Origin of the sequence: Streptomyces sp. A012304 (genome assembly GCF_026008495.1) — a bacterium.
In the GTDB taxonomy this organism is placed as follows: domain Bacteria; phylum Actinomycetota; class Actinomycetes; order Streptomycetales; family Streptomycetaceae; genus Streptomyces.
In genome coordinates this window covers 1-22,379 of sequence record NZ_BQUN01000139.1, presented here as the reverse complement: position 1 = coordinate 22,379, position 22,379 = coordinate 1, and the positions used below count along the sequence as shown (strand labels likewise).

Annotated in this window: 19 protein-coding genes and 3 pseudogenes; 7 read left to right on the top strand and 15 right to left on the bottom strand. The window is 69.5% G+C overall.

The features are described 5' to 3' along the window. Window positions 1–34 precede the first annotated feature (34 nt). From ALMP_RS34505 to ALMP_RS34480, 6 genes are read right to left on the bottom strand one after another with little or no spacing between them, the layout of a single operon-like run. Window positions 35–820, bottom strand: coding sequence for a gamma-glutamyl-gamma-aminobutyrate hydrolase family protein (locus tag ALMP_RS34505; RefSeq protein WP_264935699.1), 786 nt, complete (start codon window positions 818–820; stop codon window positions 35–37). After that, entirely contained in the window at window positions 820–1,926 is a 1,107-nt protein-coding gene (locus tag ALMP_RS34500; protein WP_264935698.1) for a Zn-dependent alcohol dehydrogenase, read from the bottom strand. The genes ALMP_RS34505 and ALMP_RS34500 overlap by 1 nt, the downstream gene beginning before the upstream one ends. After that, window positions 1,926–3,299: a glutamine synthetase family protein gene (locus ALMP_RS34495; protein ID WP_264935697.1), complete on the bottom strand. Its 1,374-nt coding sequence runs from the start codon at window positions 3,297–3,299 to the stop codon at window positions 1,926–1,928. Before ALMP_RS34495 ends, ALMP_RS34500 begins: the two co-directional genes overlap by 1 nt. Further along, the gene (locus ALMP_RS34490; protein WP_264935696.1) at window positions 3,292–3,918 is read right to left on the bottom strand and encodes a hypothetical protein; all 627 of its coding nucleotides are present in this window, start codon (window positions 3,916–3,918) and stop codon (window positions 3,292–3,294) included. Before ALMP_RS34490 ends, ALMP_RS34495 begins: the two co-directional genes overlap by 8 nt. A 49-nt stretch (window positions 3,919–3,967) precedes the next feature. After that, a complete protein-coding gene (locus ALMP_RS34485) occupies window positions 3,968–5,566 on the bottom strand; it encodes an NAD(P)/FAD-dependent oxidoreductase (protein ID WP_264935695.1) in 1,599 nt (532 codons plus the stop codon). Window positions 5,567–5,621: 55 nt separating this feature from the next. Then, window positions 5,622–6,488, bottom strand: a complete 867-nt coding sequence (locus tag ALMP_RS34480; protein ID WP_264935694.1) for a phytanoyl-CoA dioxygenase family protein — start codon at window positions 6,486–6,488, stop codon at window positions 5,622–5,624. A gap of 1,251 nt (window positions 6,489–7,739) precedes the next feature. Here ALMP_RS34480 and ALMP_RS34475 point away from each other — a divergent pair. Continuing rightward, window positions 7,740–8,336, top strand: coding sequence for a TetR/AcrR family transcriptional regulator (locus ALMP_RS34475; protein WP_189943831.1), 597 nt, complete (start codon window positions 7,740–7,742; stop codon window positions 8,334–8,336). Window positions 8,337–8,351: 15 nt separating this feature from the next. On the opposite strand, the gene ALMP_RS34470 is transcribed toward ALMP_RS34475, so the two are convergent. Continuing rightward, window positions 8,352–8,939, bottom strand: a complete 588-nt coding sequence (locus ALMP_RS34470; RefSeq protein WP_264935693.1) for a TetR/AcrR family transcriptional regulator — start codon at window positions 8,937–8,939, stop codon at window positions 8,352–8,354. Window positions 8,940–9,091: 152 nt separating this feature from the next. Here ALMP_RS34470 and ALMP_RS34465 point away from each other — a divergent pair, with 152 nt between their 5' ends. The 5 genes and pseudogenes from ALMP_RS34465 to ALMP_RS34445 form a co-directional block, all read left to right on the top strand. Further along, window positions 9,092–9,838, top strand: a complete 747-nt coding sequence (locus ALMP_RS34465) for an acyl-CoA dehydrogenase family protein (RefSeq protein WP_309299573.1) — start codon at window positions 9,092–9,094, stop codon at window positions 9,836–9,838. 40 nt (window positions 9,839–9,878) lie between these two features. Further along, complete coding sequence (locus ALMP_RS34460) at window positions 9,879–10,829, top strand: alpha/beta hydrolase (RefSeq protein ID WP_264935692.1); 951 nt, start codon at window positions 9,879–9,881, stop codon at window positions 10,827–10,829. 632 nt (window positions 10,830–11,461) lie between these two features. Next, the gene (locus tag ALMP_RS34455; protein WP_264935691.1) at window positions 11,462–12,931 is read left to right on the top strand and encodes an APC family permease; all 1,470 of its coding nucleotides are present in this window, start codon (window positions 11,462–11,464) and stop codon (window positions 12,929–12,931) included. Window positions 12,932–13,000: 69 nt separating this feature from the next. After that, on the top strand, window positions 13,001–13,879 hold the full coding sequence (locus ALMP_RS34450; protein ID WP_375803571.1) for an NAD(P)-dependent oxidoreductase: 879 nt from the start codon (window positions 13,001–13,003) through the stop codon (window positions 13,877–13,879). A 77-nt stretch (window positions 13,880–13,956) separates the two neighbouring features. Then, a pseudogene (locus ALMP_RS34445) lies at window positions 13,957–14,548 on the top strand (ISKra4 family transposase); the annotation flags it as partial. Here the strand turns inward: ALMP_RS34445 and ALMP_RS34440 are convergent. Further along, window positions 14,506–14,694 carry a hypothetical protein gene (locus ALMP_RS34440; RefSeq protein WP_264935689.1) on the bottom strand — a complete coding sequence of 63 codons (189 nt, stop codon included), beginning with the start codon at window positions 14,692–14,694 and terminating at the stop codon, window positions 14,506–14,508. The pseudogene ALMP_RS34445 and the gene ALMP_RS34440 sit on opposite strands and share 43 nt — an antisense overlap. 8 nt (window positions 14,695–14,702) lie before the next feature. On the opposite strand from ALMP_RS34440, the pseudogene ALMP_RS34435 reads away from it, so the two are divergent. Next, window positions 14,703–14,983 (top strand): annotated as a pseudogene (locus ALMP_RS34435) (pirin-like C-terminal cupin domain-containing protein); the annotation flags it as partial. A gap of 63 nt (window positions 14,984–15,046) precedes the next feature. Here ALMP_RS34435 and ALMP_RS34430 read toward each other — a convergent pair. From ALMP_RS34430 to ALMP_RS34400, 7 genes and pseudogenes are all read right to left on the bottom strand, one after another. Continuing rightward, window positions 15,047–15,553 carry a hypothetical protein gene (locus tag ALMP_RS34430; RefSeq protein WP_264935688.1) on the bottom strand — a complete coding sequence of 169 codons (507 nt, stop codon included), beginning with the start codon at window positions 15,551–15,553 and terminating at the stop codon, window positions 15,047–15,049. A 71-nt stretch (window positions 15,554–15,624) separates the two neighbouring features. After that, the gene (locus tag ALMP_RS34425; protein ID WP_264935687.1) at window positions 15,625–16,128 is read right to left on the bottom strand and encodes a stress protein; all 504 of its coding nucleotides are present in this window, start codon (window positions 16,126–16,128) and stop codon (window positions 15,625–15,627) included. A 123-nt stretch (window positions 16,129–16,251) separates the two neighbouring features. Next, window positions 16,252–18,399, bottom strand: a complete 2,148-nt coding sequence (locus tag ALMP_RS34420; protein ID WP_264935686.1) for an AAA family ATPase — start codon at window positions 18,397–18,399, stop codon at window positions 16,252–16,254. Window positions 18,400–19,102: 703 nt separating this feature from the next. Continuing rightward, window positions 19,103–19,978 (bottom strand): annotated as a pseudogene (locus tag ALMP_RS44235) (IS630 family transposase); the annotation flags it as partial. A gap of 329 nt (window positions 19,979–20,307) precedes the next feature. After that, entirely contained in the window at window positions 20,308–21,081 is a 774-nt protein-coding gene (locus ALMP_RS34410) for a PIG-L deacetylase family protein (protein WP_264935684.1), read from the bottom strand. 227 nt (window positions 21,082–21,308) lie between these two features. Next, entirely contained in the window at window positions 21,309–22,067 is a 759-nt protein-coding gene (locus ALMP_RS34405; RefSeq protein ID WP_264935683.1) for a PolC-type DNA polymerase III, read from the bottom strand. Then, window positions 22,064–22,309: a hypothetical protein gene (locus ALMP_RS34400; protein ID WP_264935682.1), complete on the bottom strand. Its 246-nt coding sequence runs from the start codon at window positions 22,307–22,309 to the stop codon at window positions 22,064–22,066. The genes ALMP_RS34405 and ALMP_RS34400 overlap by 4 nt, the downstream gene beginning before the upstream one ends. Window positions 22,310–22,379: the final 70 nt, after the last annotated feature.

Genomic DNA, 22,379 nt, shown 5'->3' with positions numbered 1-22,379 from the left:
CTCTGGTCGGCGGGGGTTTCGTTTGCTGTCCCGGTCAGCGGGGCTGTCCGGTGGAGACCGACTGCCCGGCGCGCCGCTGGAGCGCCTGCCCGGCGGCGTCGACCAGCCAGCCGAAGACCGGGTCCGGCGTCTGCTGCCACTCGGGGTGCCACTGCACACCGAGTACGGGAAAGCCGGGCATCTCGGTGCACTCGACGACGCCGTCGGCGGCGCGTCCGGACACCGCCAGCCCGTTTCCGCAGACCTCGACGGCCTGGTGGTGCCAGGAGTTGACCTGCGCGAGGGAGCCGTAGATCGACGCGGCCAGCGAGCCGGGGGAGAACCGCACGACGTGGTCGCCGGCCCCGTCGGTGAGGGCTGCCTGCCGCGAGTAGTGCTCGACGACGCTCGGGGGTATGTCGGCGACGAGCCGCCCGCCGAAGGCGACGTTGAGCAGTTGGTGGCCCCGGCACACCCCGAGCACGGGCACACTCGCGGCGACCGCGCCGTGGATCAGCAGGGCCTCGTAGGCGTCCCGCTCGATGTCGTGGGCCATGCTGTTCAGCCGCGGGTCCGCGCCGGTTGCCTCCCCCGCGTCGCCACCCCAGCGGTTGGGATGGATGTCCTGGCCGCCGGTGACGAGCAGGCCGTCCAGGCGGCGCATCGTCTCGATGGACCCCGCCTCGAAGGGCAGGTGCACCGGGATGCCGCCCGCTTCGGCGACACAGCGGGCGTAGTCGGAGAAGTACTGGTCGACATGACGGCCGGCGTATCTGGCGTCCATGCCGCTGAGCAGGCTCGCGCTCAGCCGGCGGCCGGTGATACCGATGAGGGGTCGCATCAGACCTCCCCGATGTCGGCGACCACGCGGGTCGCCCGTCCTTGGGCCAGCAGCTCGAAGCCCTCGTTGATCCCGGCGAGCGTGACGTGCTCGGACACCATGTCGTCAAGCAGCAGCCGGCCCTGGAGATAGAGGTCGACGTAGCGCGGGATATCCGTCTTGAACTGGTTCGAGCCCATGAAGGAGCCCTGCAGGCGCTTCTCCTGAAGGAACAGTTCCGGCCCGCTGACCCGGATCGGCGTGTGCTCCGGCACCATGCCGACGACCGTGGCGAGTCCGCCAGGGCGCAGCATCGCGAAGGCCTGCTCCACCGTCGTACTCCGCCCGACCGCCTCGAAGGCGAAGTCGGCGCCGCCGCCGGTGATTTCGCGTACGGCCTCGACCGGGTCGGACTCGCCCGCGTGCAGGGCGTGCGTGGCGCCGAACCGCTCGGCTGCCTTGAGCTTCTCCGGGATCAGGTCCACGGCGATGATCTGCGTCGCGCCCGCGATCCTGGCGCCCTGGATGGCCGCCGTGCCGATCCCGCCGGTGCCGATCACCACCACGCTGCTGCCCGGCTCCACGCGGGCGCCGCGGAAGACCGCGCCCAGACCCGTGGTCACCGCGCAGCCGAGGATGCTTGCCGGGGCCATCGGCATGTCGGAAGGGATCCGTACGAGGGCGTTCTGATGGACCACCATCGCCTGGGCGAAGGCGCCGATCCCCGCCGTCGGCCGCACCGGGCGCCCGGCGGCGTTCACCAGCCGGGGACCGGGCCGCTGGTGGGAGAGCCGGGACCGGTTCTCGCACAGCGTGAGGCGGCCGCCGGTGCAGTAGCGGCATCGGCCGCAGAAGACCGACAGACAGGTGACGACGTGGTCACCGACCCGCAGCCCCACCACATCGGCCCCCGCCGCCTCCACCACACCCGATGCCTCGTGACCGAGCACGATCGGCGGTTCTGACGCGAAGGTTCCGTCGATCTCGTGCAGGTCCGAGTGGCACAGGCCCGCGCTGACCACCCGTACCAGGACCTCGTCCGGTCCCGGCACATCGAGCCTCAGCTTCTCGATCTCCAGCCGGCCGGGCGCGGCGTTCAGTACCGCCGCGTCGACGAGCGCCGTCATCACGGCAGCTCGAAGTAGCGGTTGGACTCCCACGTGGTGAGGTCGGCGTCGGGGTCGCCGCCGGTGGTGTGGAACTGCAGCCACTCCCAGCGCCTGGTGCCCAGCCAGTAGTCGACGAGATCCTGACCCAACACGCCCGCCAGCAGCTCGTCGGCTTCCAGCGCGGCGGCGGCCTTGCTGATGCTGTCCGGGATCCTCGCCGTCCCCGGGGGCAGGCACCAGGCCATCTGCTCGAACGGTGCCGGCGGGTCGATCTTGCCCTCCAGGCCGGCCAGACCGCCGGCCAGCACCGCCGCGAGTACGAGGTAGATGTTCGCGTCCGCGCCCGGGGTCCGGTACTCCAGCCGGGAGTACTTCGGGTGACCGGTCACGGCGCGGACGGCCGCGCTCTTGTTGGCGATACCCCAGGTGACCGTGGTCGGGGGGCCGTCGAGGTCGACCAGGCGGCGGTAGGAGGTGATCTGCGGCAGCGCGAAGGATGTCGCTCCCGGCAGCGTGGCCATGACGCCACCGAGGAAGTGGGTCATGACCTTCGAGGGGCCGGACTCCTCGTAGAAGACGTTCTGTCCGTCCTGCTCCAGGGATACGTTGACGTGTGACGCCTGCCCGTAGCCGGCCGTCGGCTTGGCCATGAAGGTGACGCAGTGGTCCAGTCCGAACGCCACTTCGCGCATGACCTGCCGGGTGCGGGCCCAGGAGTCGGCGACGGTCACGGGGTCGGCCGGGGCGAGGTTGAGCTCGATCTGACCTGCGGCGGCCTCGTCGTTCCACGCCTCCCAGTCGATGCCGAGCTCGTCCAGCCGGCGGGCGACCGCCGACATGTAGTCGTCCCAGTCCTTGGACTTGGCGAGGTGGTACGCCGATCCCGCGGCCCCGCCCAGCGGGGTCAGGTCCTGGTAGTTCTTCCGGCGGGCCTCGTGGATGGACTCCTCGAAGACCGTGGCCTCGATCTCGATCGCCACCTTGGCCCGGTAGCCCAGGCCGTCCAGCCGGTCCGTCAGGCGGCGCAGGGTGTTGCGCGGACAGGCCGGGAGCGGCTGCCCCTCCTTGTCCCGGAAATCGCCGAGGACGGCCGCGCGCCCCGGAGCCCATTCGACGATGGTCGAGGGGTCCAGGTGCAGCAGGATGTCGGGCAGGTCGCCACGCCAGGACGGCATGGCGAAACCGAACTGCGGGACGTTGCCCAGGTCAAGGCCGAAGGCCACGTCGGCGAACGCGAAGCCGGACGTCAGGCCGGACTCCAGCTTGCGCGGCGAGACGTTCTTCCCGATGAACGCCCCTTCGAGGTTGGTGCCCTCGACCCTGACGGAGGTGATGTTCCGCTCGCGGAGCCAGTTACCGATGTTCTCAGGCGTGTCAAGCGTGTCAGGCATGGAACCTCACCTTCAGGGACGCGCCGGCCATCACGGACAGCTGGGGAAGGGTGCCGCGGATGGACACGGCTCCGGTGAAGACCGCGTCGAGGAAGGTATCGGTCCCCGTGAACACCCGGGCGAGCGTGTGGGAAGGGCCGCTGATCTCGTAACGCGGCAGACCGTCACCGAGTACGTACTCGCTCTGCTCGTCCTCGCAGGTGACCACGAGTTGCCCGGGCATCCCCGGATCCGAGCCGGTGAACTCCCAGAAGCCGGTGGCGGCGTCCCGCCACGGTGGCAGCGGCGGTTCCAGCACGCTGTGCACGGCGTCGGCCAGGGGCGCCGTCGGTTCGGATCCCCGTACCTCGACGATGGTGAAGCGGTCCGCGAGATCCACGATGAGCACGAGATCGCGATCGGCGGCGGCCCCGTGGTCGACCCTGGACTCGCCGTCGGCGAAGCGGATCGTCACCGCCTGGGGGTCGTCCTTCGACCGCACGACGACGGTGCCGCTCAGGCCCCGCAGCACCGGCAGCAGCTCCGGGACACGGGCGCTGGCACGAAGCGTCCGTGCGACCGACAGCACCAGCGGAGTGGGATCGTCCTCGGTTACGACAGAGACAGCCGATCGGGTCATGGCCGGCACTTCCTGTTCATGGTCAACTGGTCAGCTCACTCGGGGGGTTTCAGGCGGCCGGAATCGTCGTCGCGGACGCGGCAGCGGCGGTGCGGGAAAAGATCGGCGCCCGGGTGACGAGGTGATAGCTCTTCGGGTCGAAGCGCCGGGTGCGCCACCAGTACTCGGCGTTCGTGCCCGGCCACAGGGTGTCGATCCGGCCGCCCTCGCCCTGGTACCAGCCCTCGCAGCCGGAGCCGTAGACGCTCCCGGACAGCCGGCTCTGCGTCTTCCAGTACGAGCGGCGCTGCACGTCGAGCCGTACGTCCAGCGCGGACAGCCCGCGCCGGCGCATCAGCTCCAGCGCGCCGGTGATGTACCGGACCTGGCACTCGATCATGAAGGCGTACGATCCCGCGCCGATCGCGGTGTTGGGCCCGGAGATCAAGAAGAGGTTCGGGTAGCCGGAGACGGTGATACCCAGGTGGGTCTGGGCGCCGTCCGACCACGCGTCGTGGAGTTCGGTCCCGCCGGTGCCGAAGACCTTCATCGGCATGAAGCCCTCGACCGCGAAGCCGGTATTGAAGACGATGGTGTCGACCGGCCGCTCCACGCCGTCCGGACCGACCACCGAGCGGGGCCGCACTTCGGTCAGCGCGCTGGGGATCAGCTCCACGTTCTCCCGCAGCAGCGCCGGGTACCAGTCGTCGGACATGATGCGCCGCTTGCACCCGACGCTGTAGTCAGGGGTGACCGCCCGGCGCAGCTCCGGGTCCGGGATCGAACGCTCGATGAAGTCCTCGGCGTACCGCTGCTGCTTGCGGACCGTCTCGTTCTGCTTCTCGAAGGCGTACGCCACCTTGTCGTTGCCCCAGAAGCGGCGCCAGCGCTGCGCCTTGAGCACGAACGGCACATGCCGGTAGACCGCCGCCTCGATCCGGCCGATCGGCCGGTCGTCGCGCGGGAACACCCAGGGCGCGGAGCGCTGGTAGACGTACACCTGCTCCGCGTCCCGGGCGATGCACGGCACGAGCTGTGCGGCGCTCGCACCGCTGCCGATGGCGGCGATACGGCGCCCCGAGGCGTCGAAGGAGGCGTCCCACTCGGCCGAGTGCAGTACCTGGCCCTCGAACTGGTCCAGGCCGGGGATGCTGGGGATGGCCGGTGTGCTGAGGTGCCCGGTCGCGTTGACGACGACGTTCGCGGTGTACGTCGCGCCCGAGCGGGTGGAGATCTGCCACAGCTGCTCGTTCTCGGCGTACCGCATCTCCGTGACGTCGGTGCCGAACCTGATGTGGCGGCGGATGCCGTACTTCTCCGACAGGCCGATCAGGTACCGCTGAAGCTCGGCGCCGCTGGCGTACAGGCGGGACCAGCCGGGGTTCGGCTCGAAGGACAGCGAGTACTGGAGGATTGACGTGTCGACGGCGATCCCGGGGTAGGTGTTCGCCCGCCAGGTGCCGCCGACCTCCTCGGCACGCTCAAGGACAGCCAGGGAGTCGACCCCTATCCCCTTGAGCTTGATCGCGGCACAGATCCCGCCCATACCGGAGCCGATGACGACGACCGCGTAGTGGCCGCCCGGCGCGGGGTCGGTGTGCCGGCTCCGGCTCTGGCCGGGTACCGAGTCCGGTCGGCCCGGTTGCGCCGTCGGGCGAGCGAGATCCATGTGTCTGTTCCTCTCAGTGTCCGGGCGGGGCAGGCTTTTGCCGTCGGGGGGCCGGTCAGAGCTTCAGGTACTCGGCCAGCTCGACGTAGTCGACCTGCCACAGGCCCGGGCAGCCCTTGGGGTACTGGGACCGGAAGCCGATCAGGCGCTGCACCCGCTCAGGCAGCGACCGGACGAGCTCGTGGTCGACGATGAAGGGGTACGCCTCCTCCGGGGTGAGGTAGCTGGGCTGGAAGGCCCAGGCCACACCGCGCCGGTAGAAGTCCGTCGTCCGGTTGTGGCCGCCGCCGTGGACGACCTTGCCGTTGATGAACAGCACGTCGCCGCTCTTCATCTCGGCGGGGATCGTCATCTCCGGGTTGCCGCGGTCCTCGTAGTCCGGCCAGTGGTTGCTGCCGGGGATGACGCGCGTGGCGCCGTTCTCCTCGGTGAAGTCGGTCAGCGCGACCAGAAAGTTGATCATTGCCTCGGGGCCGGCCGGCCCCATGCCGATGAACGGGTGGTAGTTCTCCAGATCACGGTGGAGCGGCTGCGCCTTGTTCCCCGGCCCGATCTCGATCACCTGCGCGGTGTTCATCCAGTACGCCCCGGACTCTTCCAGGAAGACCGCGTCCGCCAGGGCGGCGACGATCTCGTGGTTGAGGATCTCCTCGCGGAAGGTCTTGCTCAGCATGACGAGGTTGGTGAGCCGCTTGGTGTTCTTGCCGTGGAAGTCGGCGATGCCCTCGTCACCGGGGTTCTTGGCGCCTGGCTCCAGGGCGTGCATCGCCGGGTCGATCTCGGCGTTGAAGCGGCGGACCTGGTCCTGGGACAACAGCTGCTGGATGATCACCCCGCCGTCCTTGGACACGATGGCCAGAATGTCGGCGACCGGAGTCGCTGCCGGGACGGAGCGCAGTTTCACGTTCGTGCTGGTGGTCATCTCGTACCCCTTGTGCATACCGGGTGGGCGGTGGGAGGGACGTGCGGGGAGGCTCGGATACCGGCTGACGAGGTGCCGGCGTGGGACAAGGAGGTCGGGCGAGCCATTTTGGGTCGTAAGACCAAGTCCGATGACCACATCGTGATGCTGGTATGAACTGATGTCAACGGTCGATGTGGCGGAAATTCGAGAGCGCCCTAGCCCCGTAACCTGGGGGCACCAGTGGATCCAGGAGGGGCTGGGCGAAGCGCCGGGCCCGGGTGACACTCTTCGGTTGCGACGCTCCACCTCCGCTTCAACCGGCCAACTAGCGGAAAAGTTGGTCACTTGATCTAGAGGGAATCGGACTTGATAGGGACTTCGCGGGAGGTGACTGTGATGGCCCTGTCGGCGGTGAGTCGGGCGAACGCAACATTCGACTGGTAACACAACGTTTACCGGGGGGCATCCACGTCAGGCACAGGCCCAGAAGCCCCGCCTGGTCTTGCCGCCGAGCAGACCGGCCCGACATCGGGCCAGGAGCGGCGGAGGTGCGCAGCCACGCACCTTCCCATGTCGATGTCCTCGGTCGTGGCGATACCCGACTCGATCTTCCTGGTCGCGCACAGCAGGAACGAGACCCCGGAGCCGGTTCAGAGGTGGCGACGGCGGGCTTCATGATCGGAATGGACGATGCGCTGGAGGCGAGCACCGCTCGCGGCGAGTGGGCGATCGCGGCGAGTGGGCGATCGCGTCCAGCCGCTGGAAGGGACAGACCTTCGCGGTCTCGTCCTCGGCGGTCGTCTCAACCAGCAGATCGCGATCGGCGGCTCCGTCCAAGCGCGTGACGCCCCTGATCCGTGCCCATCGGACAAGCGGCCCGGTCGCCGCCACCCACGCCGACGGCCCGCGACACCCCGGGCGACCCGTGTCCCCTCGGTGGCGAACGCCGCGTATGACCCCCCGGCGCCCGCGGATCATCGCACCCTTCGGTCACACGCGGGCGGTCCCCTCCAGGAAGGCCGACGGTGTCAACGGAGTGTATGAGGCTGGAGTCACGGTGACCTCGCGTCGCCGTGATGGGCAGGGGCTCAACGCCGGGAGTACCGAAACCTGGTCAACGGTCCGAGTCGGTCCGAACGGTTGGTGAAGCCGGGCCATGCGCCCCGGCAATGCACTGCTTCTGGCCAGTCGCGCGTCATGGACATGCGACTTAGTCACGATACCCTGACAGGCGACACTCACCTCCGTACACGTAGATAGGGTTCTGCCATGGCGCGACTCCGAGCCACCCAGCGCCGCGAGGTCTTCATCCAGGCGGCCGTCGACGTGATCGCGGAATTCGGGGTGGACGGTGCCACCACCCGCCGGATCGCGGCGCAGGCCGGCGCGCCTCTCGCGAGCCTGCACTACTGCTTCAGCTCCAAGGAGGAGCTCTTCTTCGCGATCTACGAGCAGCAGATCGCCACGCTGGAGAACACCATCTGGCAGGTACGCGAACGAGCCGGCCTGGGCCGCACCGCGGCCAGCCTGCTCCGGCAGCTCATGGGCTACTACCAGTCTGCCGAGAAGCATGCGCACGCCCAGGCGGAGCTGTTCTTCTGGGTCCTGCGCCAGGAGGGGGAACTTGCCTCCAAGGCCTACCAGATCCATCTCGAAGTGATGATCAAGACCCTCAACAAGGGGATGCGCGACGGTGACGAGGCGAAGCTCGTGGAGCCACTGGCCCGCATGATCGCCGCCGTGAGTGACGGGCTGGTCTACCAGTGGCTGGCGTTCCGGGACCCCGACCACCTGATGGTCGACATCGACCTGGCCACCGAGGCGATGGAGCGGCTGGCCGACGGACACCGGGCCGGGCGGCCCTGACCGCTGCCCCCGCGCTCACGACCGCGGGGGCGCCCCGACGATACTGAGGGCGAACTCCCCGTACTGCCAGGCCACGGTGTCCTCAGTCAGTTCGCCGTCGTCCCGGAACCAGGTGGCCACGCCCATACCGAGATCCAGGATCGCGTACGAGGCCAGCCGGGCCGACGCGACACTGAAGCACCCCGCCGCAACACCCTCCGTCACCAGGTCGCGGAATCCCGCCGCGTACTCCGCGCGGCGGGTCAGGATCTTCGTACGGTGGGGCTCGGCCAGGCTGCGGATCTCGCGATTGCCGACGAACGCCTCCTGCCGATGGCGGGCGTGGTAGCGCACGTGGGCCTCGGTGGCGCGCCGCAGCCGCTCGGTGGGATCACTGCTGCTGTCGACGGCCACCCGGTGCAGCGCCAGCAGGTTGTCCATGGTGTCCGTCATGATCTGCACGAGCAGATCCTGCTTGGACGCGACGTGCTTGTACAGGCTCGGTCCGCGGATCCCCACCGCCGCGCCGATGTCGGCCATCGTGGTCGCCCCGTAGCCGAGCCTGGTGAACAGGTCCAGCGCTGCGGCGCGGATGCCCTCGGCCCGCGATCCCGACACGGTCATCCCCGCTCACCCCTCGGTTTTGTACTCCCATGCCAGTGCAGACCGGCTAGCCAAAAGTAGCAGGAGCTTCATCGGATCGAATGCCTGGCCCTTGTCATCCGGTCTGTGCCGCCTTACAGTCGGCTAACCCTCATTAGCCGACAGGAGTACTCATGACTGTCGATCTCTTCCCCGGCCCGGTCGTGGCGGAGCTCGCCGACCCCGGCGCCCGCTTCATCCGGGAGACCGTGCTCCCCGTCGAGGACCGGCACAGGGGAGTCGTCCACTCGGAGGCCGTACGAGTGGACCTCCAGTGTGCGGCGAAGGAGGCGGGGTTTTTCGCCCCCGATGTCGCGGCCGAGTACGGCGGTCACGGACTGGACATGCGGGGCCGCACCGTGGTGTTCGAGGAGACGGGCTACTCGCTGCTCGGCCCGCTGGCGCTGAACATCGCCGCTCCCGACGGGGGCAACATGCACCTGCTGGAGGCCGTCGCGACCCCCGAGCAGAAGGAGCGCTATCTGCGCCCGCTCGCCACCGGCGAGATCCGGTCGTGCTTCGCGATGACCGAACCGGCCCCCGGTGCGGGATCGGACCCGGCCGCGCTGACCACGCGCGCCGAACGGGTTCCGGGCGGCCGGCGCATCGACGGCCGCAAGTGGTTCATCACCGGTGCCGACGGAGCGGGCTTCACGATCGTCATGGCACGGACCTCGGGTGAACCCGGCGAACGCGGGGGCGCCACCATGTTCCTCGTCGACGCCGACAATCCGCGGACGAAGACCGTCCGGCATATCGGGACACTCGACGAAAACCTCTTCGGGGGCCGGCAGTCGTCCTCCTCGCCGGCCCGGCCTCGGCGTACATCACCGGCACCACCCTCGCCGTCAACGGCGGAATGTCCTGTCACTGTCCGGTGACCCCTGAGCCCTGCACGTCGCGCACCGTCCCGGAGGCACCGTGAAACTCGATCCCGACGCGCAGGCGTCGGCCGACCTGCTCAAGGAGCTGCTTCCGCGACCGCTGCACCGGCTGGGCGTTGCGGGTGCACGAGAGTGGGTCCGCGCACGCGCCTCCGACCTTCCGCCTCCGGTCATCCACGAGGTGTACGACCGGACCGTCCCCGGCGCGGAAGCCGAGATCCCGGTCAGGGTGTACCGGCCCGGCCCCGAGGCCGGACTGCCGGTCCTGGTATACCTCCACGGAGGCGGCTGGACGGTGGGTGGTCTGGACGGCGTGGACGCCCTGTGCCGCACACTGTCGACGGCGGCGGGCTGTGTCGTCGTCTCGGTGGACTACCGTCTCGCGCCCGAGCACAAGTTCCCCGAGCCGCTCGACGACTGCTTCCGCGCCCTGACCTGGGTGTCCTCCCACGCCGCCGAACTGGGCGCAGACTCGTCCCGCATCGCGATCGGCGGCGACAGCGCCGGCGCCAACCTCTCCGTGGCCGTGTGCCTGCTCGCCCGCGACCGGGGCGGCCCGCCCATCGTCTTCCAGTTGCTGGCCTACCCGCCCACCGAGTACGGCGTGCCACGCCCGTCCTGGACCGAGTACGCCGACGGTCCATTGATCACCAGCGACGACGTCCTGTGGTTCTGGGACCAGTACCTGCGCGACGAGGCCGACCGCGCCGACCCGCTCGCCGTGCCCGCGAACGCTCGCGACCTGCGAGGCCTCCCGCCGGCGTTCATCATCACCGCGGAGTGCGACCCGCTGCGCGACGACGGGGAGGACTTCGCCCGCCGGCTACGAGAGGACGGCGTACGAAGCGCCGCCAAGCGCTACCCGGGCGTCTTCCACGCTTTCTTCACCGAGGTCGGAACCATCGCACGGGCGAAGGAGGCGGTCGACGACGCCGCCGGGCACCTCGTCCACGCGTTCGGGGCTGACACCCAGGATGACAGTTCCTGATCGCACGACCAAGTTGATTGGCTCCGGCGGCTGCTTACCCAGGTGATCGAAGGCAGGCGGTGCCGGTCACCCGGTACAGGGAGGCCCTTCCCTGCGAGTGCAGAAGCACTCGGCATTCCTTGAATTGCGTTTCCCGCACGTTTCGGCGGGCGGTGCACTTACCGCGTTCCCGCGTGCCCTCGATCGGCACATCGCGTTGACGTGGATGAATGTAGCCCAGGCGAGGTCGCGATGAGCGCGTCCCGTCAATGCCGCTGACCTCACCGCAATACGGGCCGAGTTGGCACCGGACCTCGTTGCTTCCGGGGTGTCGTGCCGTGTCGGAGTTAATCGCAATCTTCGGAGAGGATTCCTTTCCTTGCCCCTGTCACGCGAAACAAAGAATTTACCGCCCCCCCGTCTTGCCTGCTTCCGGACACGCGACCTAGTCTTTCGACCAATTCGGTCGGCTGCACGCAACTCACCCAGTCCGGACTGATCTCATCCTGGACCCGGCCGAGACACGAACTCCAAGGGCAGCCCGCTCAGATCCCAACCCTCACCGCCGAAGCCCCTGTCCAGGGGCAGGGGCCATCGTCAGGAGACAACCCATGAGTTCCGTGAGACCAGTGACCGAGACGGAGGTGCCGTCCGTGGGAGTCGCTTCAGAGCCCCAGTTGCGCGGCAACCTCAGCATGTTCCACCTACTGTTCACCGTGCTGGCCTTCAACGCACCCATGGCGGTCGTCGTCGGCTTCATCCCGCTCGTCGTCGGCTACGGCAACGGCATCGGCGCACCGATGGCCTTCGTGGCGGCAGGCGTGATCCTGGCCCTGATCGGCGCACCGATGGCCTTCGTGGCGGCAGGCGTGATCCTGGCCCTGTTCGCCGCCGGCTTCACCACGATGGCCCGGCATCTCCCCAATCCCGGTGGGTTCTACGCCTACATCACCGCAGGCCTGGGCCGGGTCGTCGGGCTGGGCTCCTCCTTCCTGGCACTCCTGTGCTACTACGCCATCACCCTGTCCTGCTACGCGTATTTCGGTCTGGTGCTCAAGTCGCTCATCCACGACAGGTACCACGGACCGGCGATCAGCTGGTGGCTCTGGGGCCTGGCGCTGGTGGCGGTCGTCGGCGTGCTGGGCTATTTCAAGCTCGACGTGTCAGCGCGCATCCTGTCCGTGGTGCTGGTGTGCGAGGTCGTCATCGTCCTGGTCTACGACGCCTCCGTGGTGTCCAAGGGCGGCGCCTCGGGTTTCAGCCTCTCCTCCTTCACCCCGCACGCGGCCCTCTCGGGGTCGACGGGTATCGCGCTGCTGTTCGCCATCCTCTGTTTCGGCGGGTTCGAGGCGACCACCATCTTCCGCGACGAGGTGCGCGACCCGGATCGCACCGTGCCCAGGGCGGCGTACCTGTTCATCGGCCTGGTGACGCTCCTGTACGCCGGCAGCGCGTGGCTGCTGATCCAGGCGTACGGCACCGACAAGGTGGTGGCTGCCACGGCTGCCAACCCGACCCAGTCGTTCATGGACAGCGCCGCCGCGTACAGCGGGCGCGTCGTGGTTGACCTGGCCACCGTGCTGCTCACCACGAGCATCTTCGCCGCGGCGCTGTCCAGTCACAACATCACGGCTCGCTATCTCTACAACCTCGGCGCGGACGGAATCCTGCACAAGGGGCTCAGCAAGGTGCACCCCCGCCAGGGCGCCCCCTACCGCGCGTCCCTGGTCACCACCGTGACGACGGTCCTCGGCCTGGCGCCCTTCGTCATCTTCGCGGCCGACCCCACCCTTCTGTACGCGACCCTGAGCGGCGTCTTCGGCTACGCACTGATCGTCCTGCTGCTGGTCACCGGAGTCGCGATCCCCGTCTACCTCCGGCGGACCAGGCCGAGCGACACCAACGTCTGGAAGTCAGTGGTCGCGCCCGTCCTCGCTCTCACCGGTCTCGCCGTGTCGCTGGTCCTGGCGACGCAGAACTTCAGCACCCTCATCAGTGGCTCCAAGAGCCTGACAAACGGGATGTTCGCCCTGGTCTATGGAACGTTCGTAGTGGGCGTCATCACGGCCTTGGTCTACCGCCGGTCCCGCCCGGACGTCTACGAGCGCATCGGCCGGCAGTAGGCACCGAGCAGCCGCCACTCCGACCCGCAGGGCCTGTACGAAAATGAACGAAAGAGGAAGGTGGACACCTTGTCCGACGTAAGTGTTCTCGGTCTCGGCCTGATGGGGACGGCGGTCGCGTCCGCGATCGTGGAAGGCGGTCGGGAGGTCACGGTGTGGAACCGCACCGCCACCAAAGCGGAGAAGCTCCGCGAGCGGGGTGCCGGCGTGGCGGAGTCGGCGGTCGCCGCCGCCCAGGCGAGCCCGGTGGTCATCTCGGTCCTCACCGACAGCGCGGCGCTGCGCACAGCCCTGGGCGACGACGTCCGGCTCGACGGACGGACGATCGTCAACCTCGCGACGGGAACACCCAACCACGCGATCGAGACCGACGCGTGGGTCAGGGAGCGTGGTGGCCGCTATCTGCACGGGACCATCGCCGCGTACCCCAAGGACATCGGCCAGCCGGGTGGAGGTGTCGTCTTCTCCGGGCCCGCGGAGATCTGGAACGAGTTGGAGCCGACCCTGCTGTTGCTCGGCGGCACCACCAACCACGCGGGCGACAACGTGGGCGACGCCTGTGCCCTGGACCTCGGCATGCTCATCTTCTACATGGCTGCGGAAGGCGCCTTCCAGGAAGCACTGGCGTTCGCGTCGGCGTACGGCGTCTCGCCCCGGAGGCTGCTCAACCACACGCTGCCGACCGTGGCGATCCTGGAACGCGAACTCCGCGACTCGGTGGACCGCGTCGAGAAGGGCGACTACAGCACGGACGAGGCGACCATCGACACGTTCTTCGCCTGTATGGAACTGGCCACCACGTCCTCCCACGACATCGGCCTGCGTGGCCCGATGACGGAAGGTGCGCGCAAGCTCTACCAGCGCGCAGTGGAGGCCGGGCGCGGAGCCGACCTGCCTGCGGCGCTGTTCCCGCTCCTCCTGGAGAAGTCCGCGCCGCAGGCAGACTGACCGCGCCACCGTCGGCGGCGTCTCCGAGCCCCCGCTTCCTGCCCTGACGCGGGGGCCCACCGTCATCCGAGAAGATGCGCGACGTGCAGCACGGCCAGCTCGTCGACGGCGCCCACCACCAGCTCGGCCCCATCCACGCCGCAGCCGAGCGCCGCAACATCACCGTCCACGTCCTGCTCGACTTCATCCACGTCGCGGAGTACGTCTGGGCCGCCGCACACGCCTTCCACACCCCCGGGCAGCCGCGAGGCCGAGGCATGGGCCGCCGACCATCTCACCACGATCCTCGCAGGCCAAGCACTCCGCGCCGCCGACGAGATGCTGGCCCAGGCCGACCGTGAACGCCTGCCCGGCTCACGCCGCCGGGCCGTCACCGGCTGCCACCGCTACCTCACCGGCCACCTCGACCAGCTCCACTACGACACCGCACTCGAAGCCGGCTGGCCCATCGCCACCGGCGCCGTCGAAGGCACCTGCCGCCACCTCATCGGCGACCGCCTCGACATCACCGGCGCCCGCTGGGGCCTCGAAGGAGCCGAAGCCGTCCTCCGCCTCCGCGCCCTCACCGCCAACAACGACCTCGACGCCTACTGGACCTTCCACACCCAGCGCGAACACCAGCGGCTCTACCCCAGCCCCGACCAGGCCGGATACACACTGACCGCCTGATCCACGACCTTCACTTCAAAAGAGCCGCACCCATTTCCCTTCAGCACCAGCCCGCCCGCGCGGACCTCGGCCATCTTGGCCTTCCAGCGGTCGGCCAGTTCCCACGAGGCGCGGGCTTCGGCCGGAACGGTGATGCGGGTGGTCATGGGCGGCGGGCGCGGTGGGCCATGAGCGCCGTCCCGTCCACAAGGGGCAGACGGCCGTCTTCGGCGCCGTTCCTCGCTGACCGTCCGCGCGGACGAGCAGCAGGAGTCCCGGTCGCCGGACCTGGAGGTCGTGCTGCTGGGCGGCCGGCCGATCCGGGAGCCGATGGCCCACTACGGCCCGTTCGTCATGAACACCAAGGACGAGCTGATGCAGGCCTTCGAGGACTTCCAGAAGGGCCGGCTGGGCACGATCCCGGCGGTGCACGGGATGTCCGAGGCCGGCATGTAGGGGTGCGCCACTTCAGTGGCGCATCGGGGACCCGGCACCGATGGGCGGCGCCGGGCCGCGGGGTCACGGCTGGCGGAAGGTGAGGGTGGTGCCATGGCGCTCGAACCAGCCGCGGTAGCCCCAGTTGATGTAGCCGCCGTCGCCGGTGTTGGTGAACTGCCCGGCCTCGGCGACCCACAGGCCGTAGTAGACGCGGGCCCACTTGACGGTGGCGTAGAGCTTGACGCCGGTGAGGCGGTTCTCGTACCCCTGGCTCAAGTTCATGATCACCACGTTGTAGCGCCGTCCGGCGTGCTCGAACGCCTTGTTCACGGCTTCCTTGACGAACTCCCCGCGGTCGTCGGTGGCGAGGTCGCTGATCGCCTTGGCGATGGCGGCCCCCGCGCCGATGTGGTCCGCCGCCACGGTGACCTGAGCCCTGACGGCCTTGGCCTCGGCCTGGGCGGAGAGCGGGGCGTCCTGCGTGGGGCGCTCGGCGGCCTGGACGGGAAGCGAGCCGGCGCCCAGCAGGGTCAGGGCGGACAGGGCCAGGCCTGCCATGGCGGTCTTCGTGCGCAGGGTCGTACGCATGGTGAAGGGGTTCCTCTCAGGTCGAGGGCGGTGAGTCGAGGGCCCGTGGATCGCGGGGTGAGGGCGGGGTGTCACGGCTTGCGGAAGTGCAGCGTCATGCCGTCGCGGGTGAACCAGCCGCGGTAGGCCCAGTTGATGTAGCCGCCGTCGCCGTGGTTGGTGAAGGTCCCGGACTCGAAGACCATGACCCGGTAGGTCCCGTAGTGCCCCTGGACCAGTCCGTGGAAGGCGACGCCCTTCAGGTCCCAGCTGTGCCTGACGGAGTCGTTCATGACGACGACGTTGTAGCGCTGGTCGGCCTTGTAGAAGGCCTCCTCCAGAAGGCTTTTCACGTAGCCGCTGCGGTTCTGGCTGGTCTCGATCGCCTTCGTGACGACCTCGCGCAGGCCTCCCGTCAGCGCCAGTAACCCCTGGATGACGATCACCTGGGCGGCCTGCGCCTGCACCGGCGCGGGGGCGGCCGCCGGGGGAGTGGGCCGGGGCGCGGCAGAGGCCTGGACGGTCGGTGCGAGGACCGCGGCGAGCGCGGCGGAGCCGACGATCAGGGTGGTGGAGCGCTTCCTGAGGACGCTCATGGTGTGCATACCGGAATTCCCCTCTCAGGGCGTAGTGGTGGGGCTGTCAACGCGCCCTACCCTCCGTCCGGGGGGTGCTCGTTTCCCAGACCGGTTTGTTGCCCACTTACCGCCCACCCCTGCTCAGCGCGGGGCGAAGCCGTGGAGTTCCCGCTCCCACAGCGCCTCGCAGATGCGCTCGACACCCCCACTCAGATGCCTGCGGTAGGTACTGAACGGCAGCCCGAGCCGTTCGGCCGCCTTCTCCTGCGTCGGGGCGCCACCGAGGTAGGTGGTGGTGACCGCCCGGTGGTACTTCTCCCCGCCGCGCTCCTCGCGCAGCGCCTCGATCGCGCCCGTCAGCACCTCCCGGAGTCCCTCCCGCCGCCCGGCCACCAGCCTGGTGCGGACGAGCGGGCTGGCGCCGAGGACCCTGCTGTCGCGCAGGGCCCGCAGGGCGTCCCGTACCGCCGTGTCGAACGCGGACCGTTCGAGGACGAGAAGCCCATCGGACGGGCCCGGGCCGGTGGCGCCGCCGCCTGTCGCGGACTGCGGCCACCGGCCGCCCGACAGCGCCAGCCGTGTCCGCGTCTCCAGCCAGGACGTCACCGGCTGGACCCGCCAGTCGTGCGCACACAGGGCGTACGCGTGCCCTCCGATGTCCACCGTGTCCTCGAGCGGCTCCAGCGCGAAGAGCCCGGGCTGTTCGGCCTGGTGGTCCGGTGCTGCCCGGGTCACCGAGAAGGACCAGGCCAGTCGGTCGGCGCGGAAGATCTCGCCCAGGTTCCGCCAGTGCATGTGGTCCACAGGCGGTGAGGTGTGCCGGTGATCGGCCGGACACACCTGGAAGCGTGCCACCGACAGGAACTCGCCCGCGCGCAGCGGTCCCGCTTTTCGGGCGTGTGCCCAGGCGGCCGTGACGGCCGGGTCGACGTCCTCGCCGGGCGGCTGCGTGAATCTCAGCCAGGCGGAGAAGGCGACCGTCTCCCCGGTGTCCACGGAACGGTAGACCCGGAACGCCCCGGGCTGCCGCTCCAGCCAGTACCGGGCGAGCTCCGCCGACTCCGGGCCCTCCGCCTCCTTGGTCATCTGCAGCACCTGGCCGTGATCATCGGTCTGGTACGGGCAGTCCCGCAGCATGCCCGCGACGCACCAGGTGTGGGTCCCCGACGGATGACGCTCGGCGCGGTAGAGGGAGAGGAGCATGCCGACGGAACGCAGTATCGCGTGGTCGGGCGCGGCCTTGACCTTGTCGAAGAGATGGTCGCGGAGCTGCCGGTGCATCTCCGCGTACCCCTCGGGATCGCGCCAGCGCAGATCCGTCTGCAGGGACTCGCGCACCACGTCGTGCGGGAACAGGCCGAGCCCCGTGGAGTCGACGAACGGCAGCCCGCGCAGCCAGGCGAACATCGGCCCGGCGTCCTCGCCGAGCAGCGCGCGCAGGAGTTCCTCGCTGGTGCAGTAGGCGTGTGCGCAGATCTCCAGTGCGCGGCGGTGCAGCGGCGTGGGCACCTCTCCGACCAGCCGGGCGAGCAGAGTCTCGATGACGTTCCGGCTCGGGGACCAGGTGGATGCGGCCCCCGGATGCCGTGGCTCCGCAGACCAGTCGGCCGGTGCCGCCTCGTTGTCGAGGGTGACCGCGGTGGCCAGGGACAGGGCCAGCGGATGGCCCCCGGTGAAGCCGAGCAGCGCGTCATGGAGATGAGCGGGAACGTCCCGCGCGCGCAGATACGCCAGGCTGTCCTCCCCTCTGAGGTTGTCCAGCGCGACGACCCGCAGCAGGTCCGCCCAGCCGGGGTCCGCCGACCACGCGGGGTCCGGCGCCTCACGCCCGGCGATCACCACGAGGGAGCCCAGCGGAAGGCGCGGCAGGAAGCGGTCCCGCAGCCAGCCCTCGAGGCGCCGGCAACGCTCGAAGGTGTCGACCAGGAGGACCGCACCAGCACAGGCGGCGGTCCGCGGCTCGCGGGGCGCTCCGGGCGTTCCGGCCGCTTCGGGAACGGCCGGTCCCTGTCGTACCGCCTCCTCGAAGCCGTCGGGTGTGGCAGACATCGTCCGTCCGTCGACCTCGATGACCGTACGGCCGGCGTCCCGCGCCTCCTTCGCGTACCGGGACAGCAGCATCGATTTGCCGATGCCGCCGGGGCCGTGCAGGAACAGCACAGCCGGTGCGTGGGGGCCGCCCGCCAGGGCCGTGCGGAACAGCTCCAGCTCCGCAGCCCGGCCTGTGAAGGCCCGGTCCCGTGCGGCCGCCAGCCGTCCGCCCAGTAAGGACCCGTCACCGTTGATCACACCCGTATCCCCCTTTCCTGCTGCTTCCGCTCCGTGCCGCGGAAGCGGGTCCTCCAGCTTTCTGCCGGCGTGACCGCAGTGTGCTGCGCGGTCCGTCCCGCCCACCACACACCGCGGTCACCACGGGACGCCGGAATGCTGGAGCAGGCACTGACCAGCACCAATGCCGGCGGCCCGGAACGGGGCGCCGGGACGGCGGTGGTGTGATTCCGGGGTTCGTAGTTGGTGGTGGGTGGAGTGTGAGCTGGGGTGTTGGAGGTTTTCTGAGAAGAGGGACAGGCGCTTCCGGGGGCTTCGGGCGGTGCTGGCCAGGCTTCTGGTCTGTGGTTGTTGGGGGTTCGTTGATAACGGTGGTGTGGTGTTGGTGATGGTGTCCGGCGTCTAAAGGGCTGGTGCGGGTTTGTGCTGGTCAGCGGCTTGTCGTGGGGGTGGGTCGGCCGGTCCAGTACAGGGCGGTGTCGATGTCGCGTGCGGTCCAGCCGTTGGCGTGTGCTCCGCCGTGGTGGAGGAGGTCGTCGAGGAGCTGGATGTAGCGGCCGTAGCGTCCCGGTGCGGGGGTGAGGGGGAGGCCGAGGGTGTCGAGGGCGTGTTGGACGCGTTGGTCGTAGACGGCCAACCGCTTTGGTGCTGCCGCGGTCAGGATGGCTGAGGCGAGGGCGTCGACGGTGCGGAAGCCGGGCAGTTCCCAGATGATGCCGCGGCCGTTCCGGGCGGCCTTGCTGCGGCGGATCATGCTGCCCTGCTCCTTGTGGCTGGCGTGGTCGGTGCCGTCGAGGGTGAAGTAGCGCAGCGCGGTGAACTGGGCCTCGATGCGGTTGGGCCAGGAGCTGCTGGTCGGGGTGTAGGCGATCTCGACGTTGTTCGCCGCGGCCCAGGTACCGACCCGCTGGCATCTCTTCGTGGTCAGGTGCGGGGAGAAGTTGTCGCAGACGAGCGCGATGCGGATCTGCGGCGGGTAGAGGCTGCGCAGGTAGCGGCAGAACTCCAGGAACTGGGTGCGCTTCTTGACCGGCTTGATGTGGCAGTAGAGCTTGTCCTTGGTCAGGTACAGGGCGGCGAACAGGTGTTGTACGCCGCCGTAGCGGTTGTAGGTGGCCCGGCGCCGTCGGCGTGGTTCGCGGTCGTGGTCCTTATGCTTGCCGGAGCGTTCGGCCCACTGTCGCCCGGGGTGGGGCATCAGGTTGAGCGGCCCGAACTCGTCCATGCAGAAGACGACTTCGGGTTCAGTTTTTGTCGGGTATGACCTCGGCGTCGGCGATCGCGTAGAGGTGCTCGACGCGGGCCTTCTTGGCCGCGTAGTCGGGGTCGCGGGAGGTCTTCCAGGTCTTCAGGCGTTGAAAGGAGACGCGCCCTCCTCGCGGAGCAGGACGCGCAGGCCCTCGTGGCTGATGTCGTCGACCACCCCCTCGGCGACCAGGAAGTCCGCCAGCTTGGTCAGACTCCAGGTCGAAAAGGGCAGGTCGTGCTCGGCCAGCTTGGACTTCGCGATCTTCTTGATCCCGCGCCGCTCAGGCAGGGTGAACGTCTTTGGCCGACCGCCCTTGTACTTCGGATACAGGGAGTCGAAACTGTCGGCGTGACGACGGCCCGCCCTTGGTTGACGGTCGCCGTGACGCCGAGCTCCTCTTGCAGCTCGCGGGCGGCGCCCCGGACGGGGGATTCGCCCTGTCGACGGCGCCGCCGGGAAGCAGGCGAGCGGCCCGGTAGCTGACGTGCTGCACCAGGGCCTGACCGCGCCGGTTGGTGATCAACACGGATGTGCCGGACCACAGGGCAGCCGACGCGCGCAGCGCCCCGTACGCCTCATCGCTCATCGCCACGCTGGGACGTTCGTCGGTGGCGGAAGTCGTGGTCATCTTTCTCCGATCAGCGGGGGCTTGCTCGTGGGCGGTGAAGGTGTGGCGAGGGTCAGGCGGCCAGCTGGGTCGGGTCGTCCTTCGTGGGGCCGGGGATGAGGCGGGTGAAGTGTTCGGTCTGGATGATCTGGGTGCGGTCTGCTTCGGGGAGGCGGGCGAGAATGCCGGGCAGGGGCCGCTCACGGGCGACCTCGCTGCGGTGCGCGAGGATCGCCCGCCACTTCACGTCGGCCCACGGGGTGACATCGACGCTGGTGGTCACGTACGAGTCCGGCACCGCGAGCACCTCCTTTCCCACACCTTCGAGCAGCGGGCGGAGCAGGCCGACGCCGGACTCGGGGTGCGTGGCGGCGTACAGCGCGGCCGGCTGCCAGGGCGGGCCCGCTTCGGGATGCAGGTGGGCGAGTCCGGCGGCTTCGGCGGCGAGCAGCGTGATCTGGTGGGTGCGTACGTGGTCGGGGTGGCCGGTCAGCTGGCCGACCGCATCGTGGGTGACGACGATGTCGGGGCGGAAGTCCCGGATGTGGGCGACGAGGCGGCCGATGGCCTCATTGAGGGGAGCGTCGACGAGCCGGGACTGGCCGGGCGCGGCCTCGGGGTTGCGGGCGTCGCCGTAGCCGAGCAGGCGTGGGGAGCCGGCGCCCAGGGCAGCGAGGGCGTCCGCGAGTTCGGGCGCTCGGCGGCTGTCAGGGGCCCAGGTGGCGGTGACGACCGCTGTGCGGGCGCCGGCGGCGTGGTGCTGAGCGAGCACACCGCCGGCTAGAAGACTCTCATCGTCAGGGTGCGCGAACACCCCCAGCAGCGAAGGCAGGGACGGGTGGTCCATGGCGAAGAGGTCTCCTCGAGGCGGTGGATGGGAGGGAGGTCAGATGATCGGCGGCCGCCCGGCCGCGGTGAGCCGGTAGAGGTGCGCCAGCTCATCAGGTGCCGCGGCTGCGTGTGCCGTGTCGTCCAGCCGACGGGCTTGGGCAGGTGACTGTCACGGCTGGCTCTACGGGCATCGGGCCCTGAAGAGGCTGACCGCATCACGTCCTTCCTGCTGGGGGCGCCGGTTCAGAACAGGGCTCGTTGCTCCGCTTCGGGGGCTGCGTGCGGCCGCCGGTTGGGCTGCAATCCGGCTACCGCGTCCAGTTCGAGCAGGGTGCTCCACCGCCCGTCGGCGCATCCGTCGTCCAGTAGCCGGGCCAGCACCTGGGTGGTGACCTCGACATCCGGCATGGCCCGGTGCCGTCCGGCTGGCTTGGGGATGCCGTAGTAGCCGAGCAGGCCATCCAGCCCGTAGGAGCCGAGCCCGGGCACCACGGCCTTGGCCAGACGCAGCGTGTCCAGCAGTGGCGTGCCCGCGAGTACAGGACAGTGCTCGGCCTGTCGGCCGATGATCCCGGCCTCCGTGGAGGCATGGTGGGCGACCAGCCGGTACGGCGGCGCGGTCAGGCGGGCGTCGAGCCGCGCCAGCACTTCGGCGGCCGGACGTGCCGTGGAGATCATCTGCTGGGTAATGCCCTTGAGCTGGACGTCCCGCGCGGTCACGGGAACGTCGGCGGGCGGCCGCATCAGGTCCTCGAACCGGCCGACCTCCACCAACCGGTCGCCTACGGGGCGCAGGGCCAGCGCCGCGACCTCGATCGGCTCGGCAGGCCGTCCCGTGCCGATGTCGAGGGCAAGGCGGCCCTTGCCGGGAGCCAGGTGCTCGGCCATCAGCTGTTTCTCGGCCGTGCACACCTGCCGGTAGCGGCGGCCGCCTGCCCAGAGCGGCTCCCAGTACGCGGCGGGCAGGAAGCGGCCGTCCCGGCCCGGTGCTGCCGTGCTCACTGTGTCGCCTCCTCGGCGTGCGTGAGAGGACCGTCCGGTCCGGTGGCCCAGTCCCAGGTGCCGATGTAGGCCGCCACCCCGCTCCGGCGGGCCTCCATGACGGCCGTCACCCGGTCGAAGTCCTTCACCGGCATCAGTGCTTGCCACTGCTCCAGGGGCATTGCCCGTAGCTCGTCGTGTTCCTCGGGGGCGAGGACGATGCTCGCGAGCTGCTCGTCGGTGAGCCGCCCGCCGTCGAACACGAAGGTGCTAGTAGGACTCCGTTAGGTCTGTCTTGATCTTGGTGTGGTCCTGCTGGGCAGGGGTTGGTGG

Excerpts from the sequence above, each read along its gene's own strand:
- ALMP_RS34505 (WP_264935699.1), bottom strand. The coding sequence starts at position 820 with ATGCGACCCCTCATCGGTATCACCGGCCGCCGGCTGAGCGCGAGCCTG.
- ALMP_RS34500 (WP_264935698.1), bottom strand. The coding sequence starts at position 1,926 with ATGACGGCGCTCGTCGACGCGGCGGTACTGAACGCCGCGCCCGGCCGG.
- ALMP_RS34495 (WP_264935697.1), bottom strand. The coding sequence starts at position 3,299 with ATGCCTGACACGCTTGACACGCCTGAGAACATCGGTAACTGGCTCCGC.
- ALMP_RS34490 (WP_264935696.1), bottom strand. The coding sequence starts at position 3,918 with ATGACCCGATCGGCTGTCTCTGTCGTAACCGAGGACGATCCCACTCCG.
- ALMP_RS34485 (WP_264935695.1), bottom strand. The coding sequence starts at position 5,566 with ATGGATCTCGCTCGCCCGACGGCGCAACCGGGCCGACCGGACTCGGTA.
- ALMP_RS34480 (WP_264935694.1), bottom strand. The coding sequence starts at position 6,488 with ATGACCACCAGCACGAACGTGAAACTGCGCTCCGTCCCGGCAGCGACT.
- ALMP_RS34475 (WP_189943831.1), top strand. The coding sequence starts at position 7,740 with ATGGCGCGACTCCGAGCCACCCAGCGCCGCGAGGTCTTCATCCAGGCG.
- ALMP_RS34470 (WP_264935693.1), bottom strand. The coding sequence starts at position 8,939 with ATGACCGTGTCGGGATCGCGGGCCGAGGGCATCCGCGCCGCAGCGCTG.
- ALMP_RS34465 (WP_309299573.1), top strand. The coding sequence starts at position 9,092 with ATGACTGTCGATCTCTTCCCCGGCCCGGTCGTGGCGGAGCTCGCCGAC.
- ALMP_RS34440 (WP_264935689.1), bottom strand. The coding sequence starts at position 14,694 with ATGACCACCCGCATCACCGTTCCGGCCGAAGCCCGCGCCTCGTGGGAA.
- ALMP_RS34430 (WP_264935688.1), bottom strand. The coding sequence starts at position 15,553 with ATGCGTACGACCCTGCGCACGAAGACCGCCATGGCAGGCCTGGCCCTG.
- ALMP_RS34425 (WP_264935687.1), bottom strand. The coding sequence starts at position 16,128 with ATGAGCGTCCTCAGGAAGCGCTCCACCACCCTGATCGTCGGCTCCGCC.
- ALMP_RS34410 (WP_264935684.1), bottom strand. The coding sequence starts at position 21,081 with ATGGACCACCCGTCCCTGCCTTCGCTGCTGGGGGTGTTCGCGCACCCT.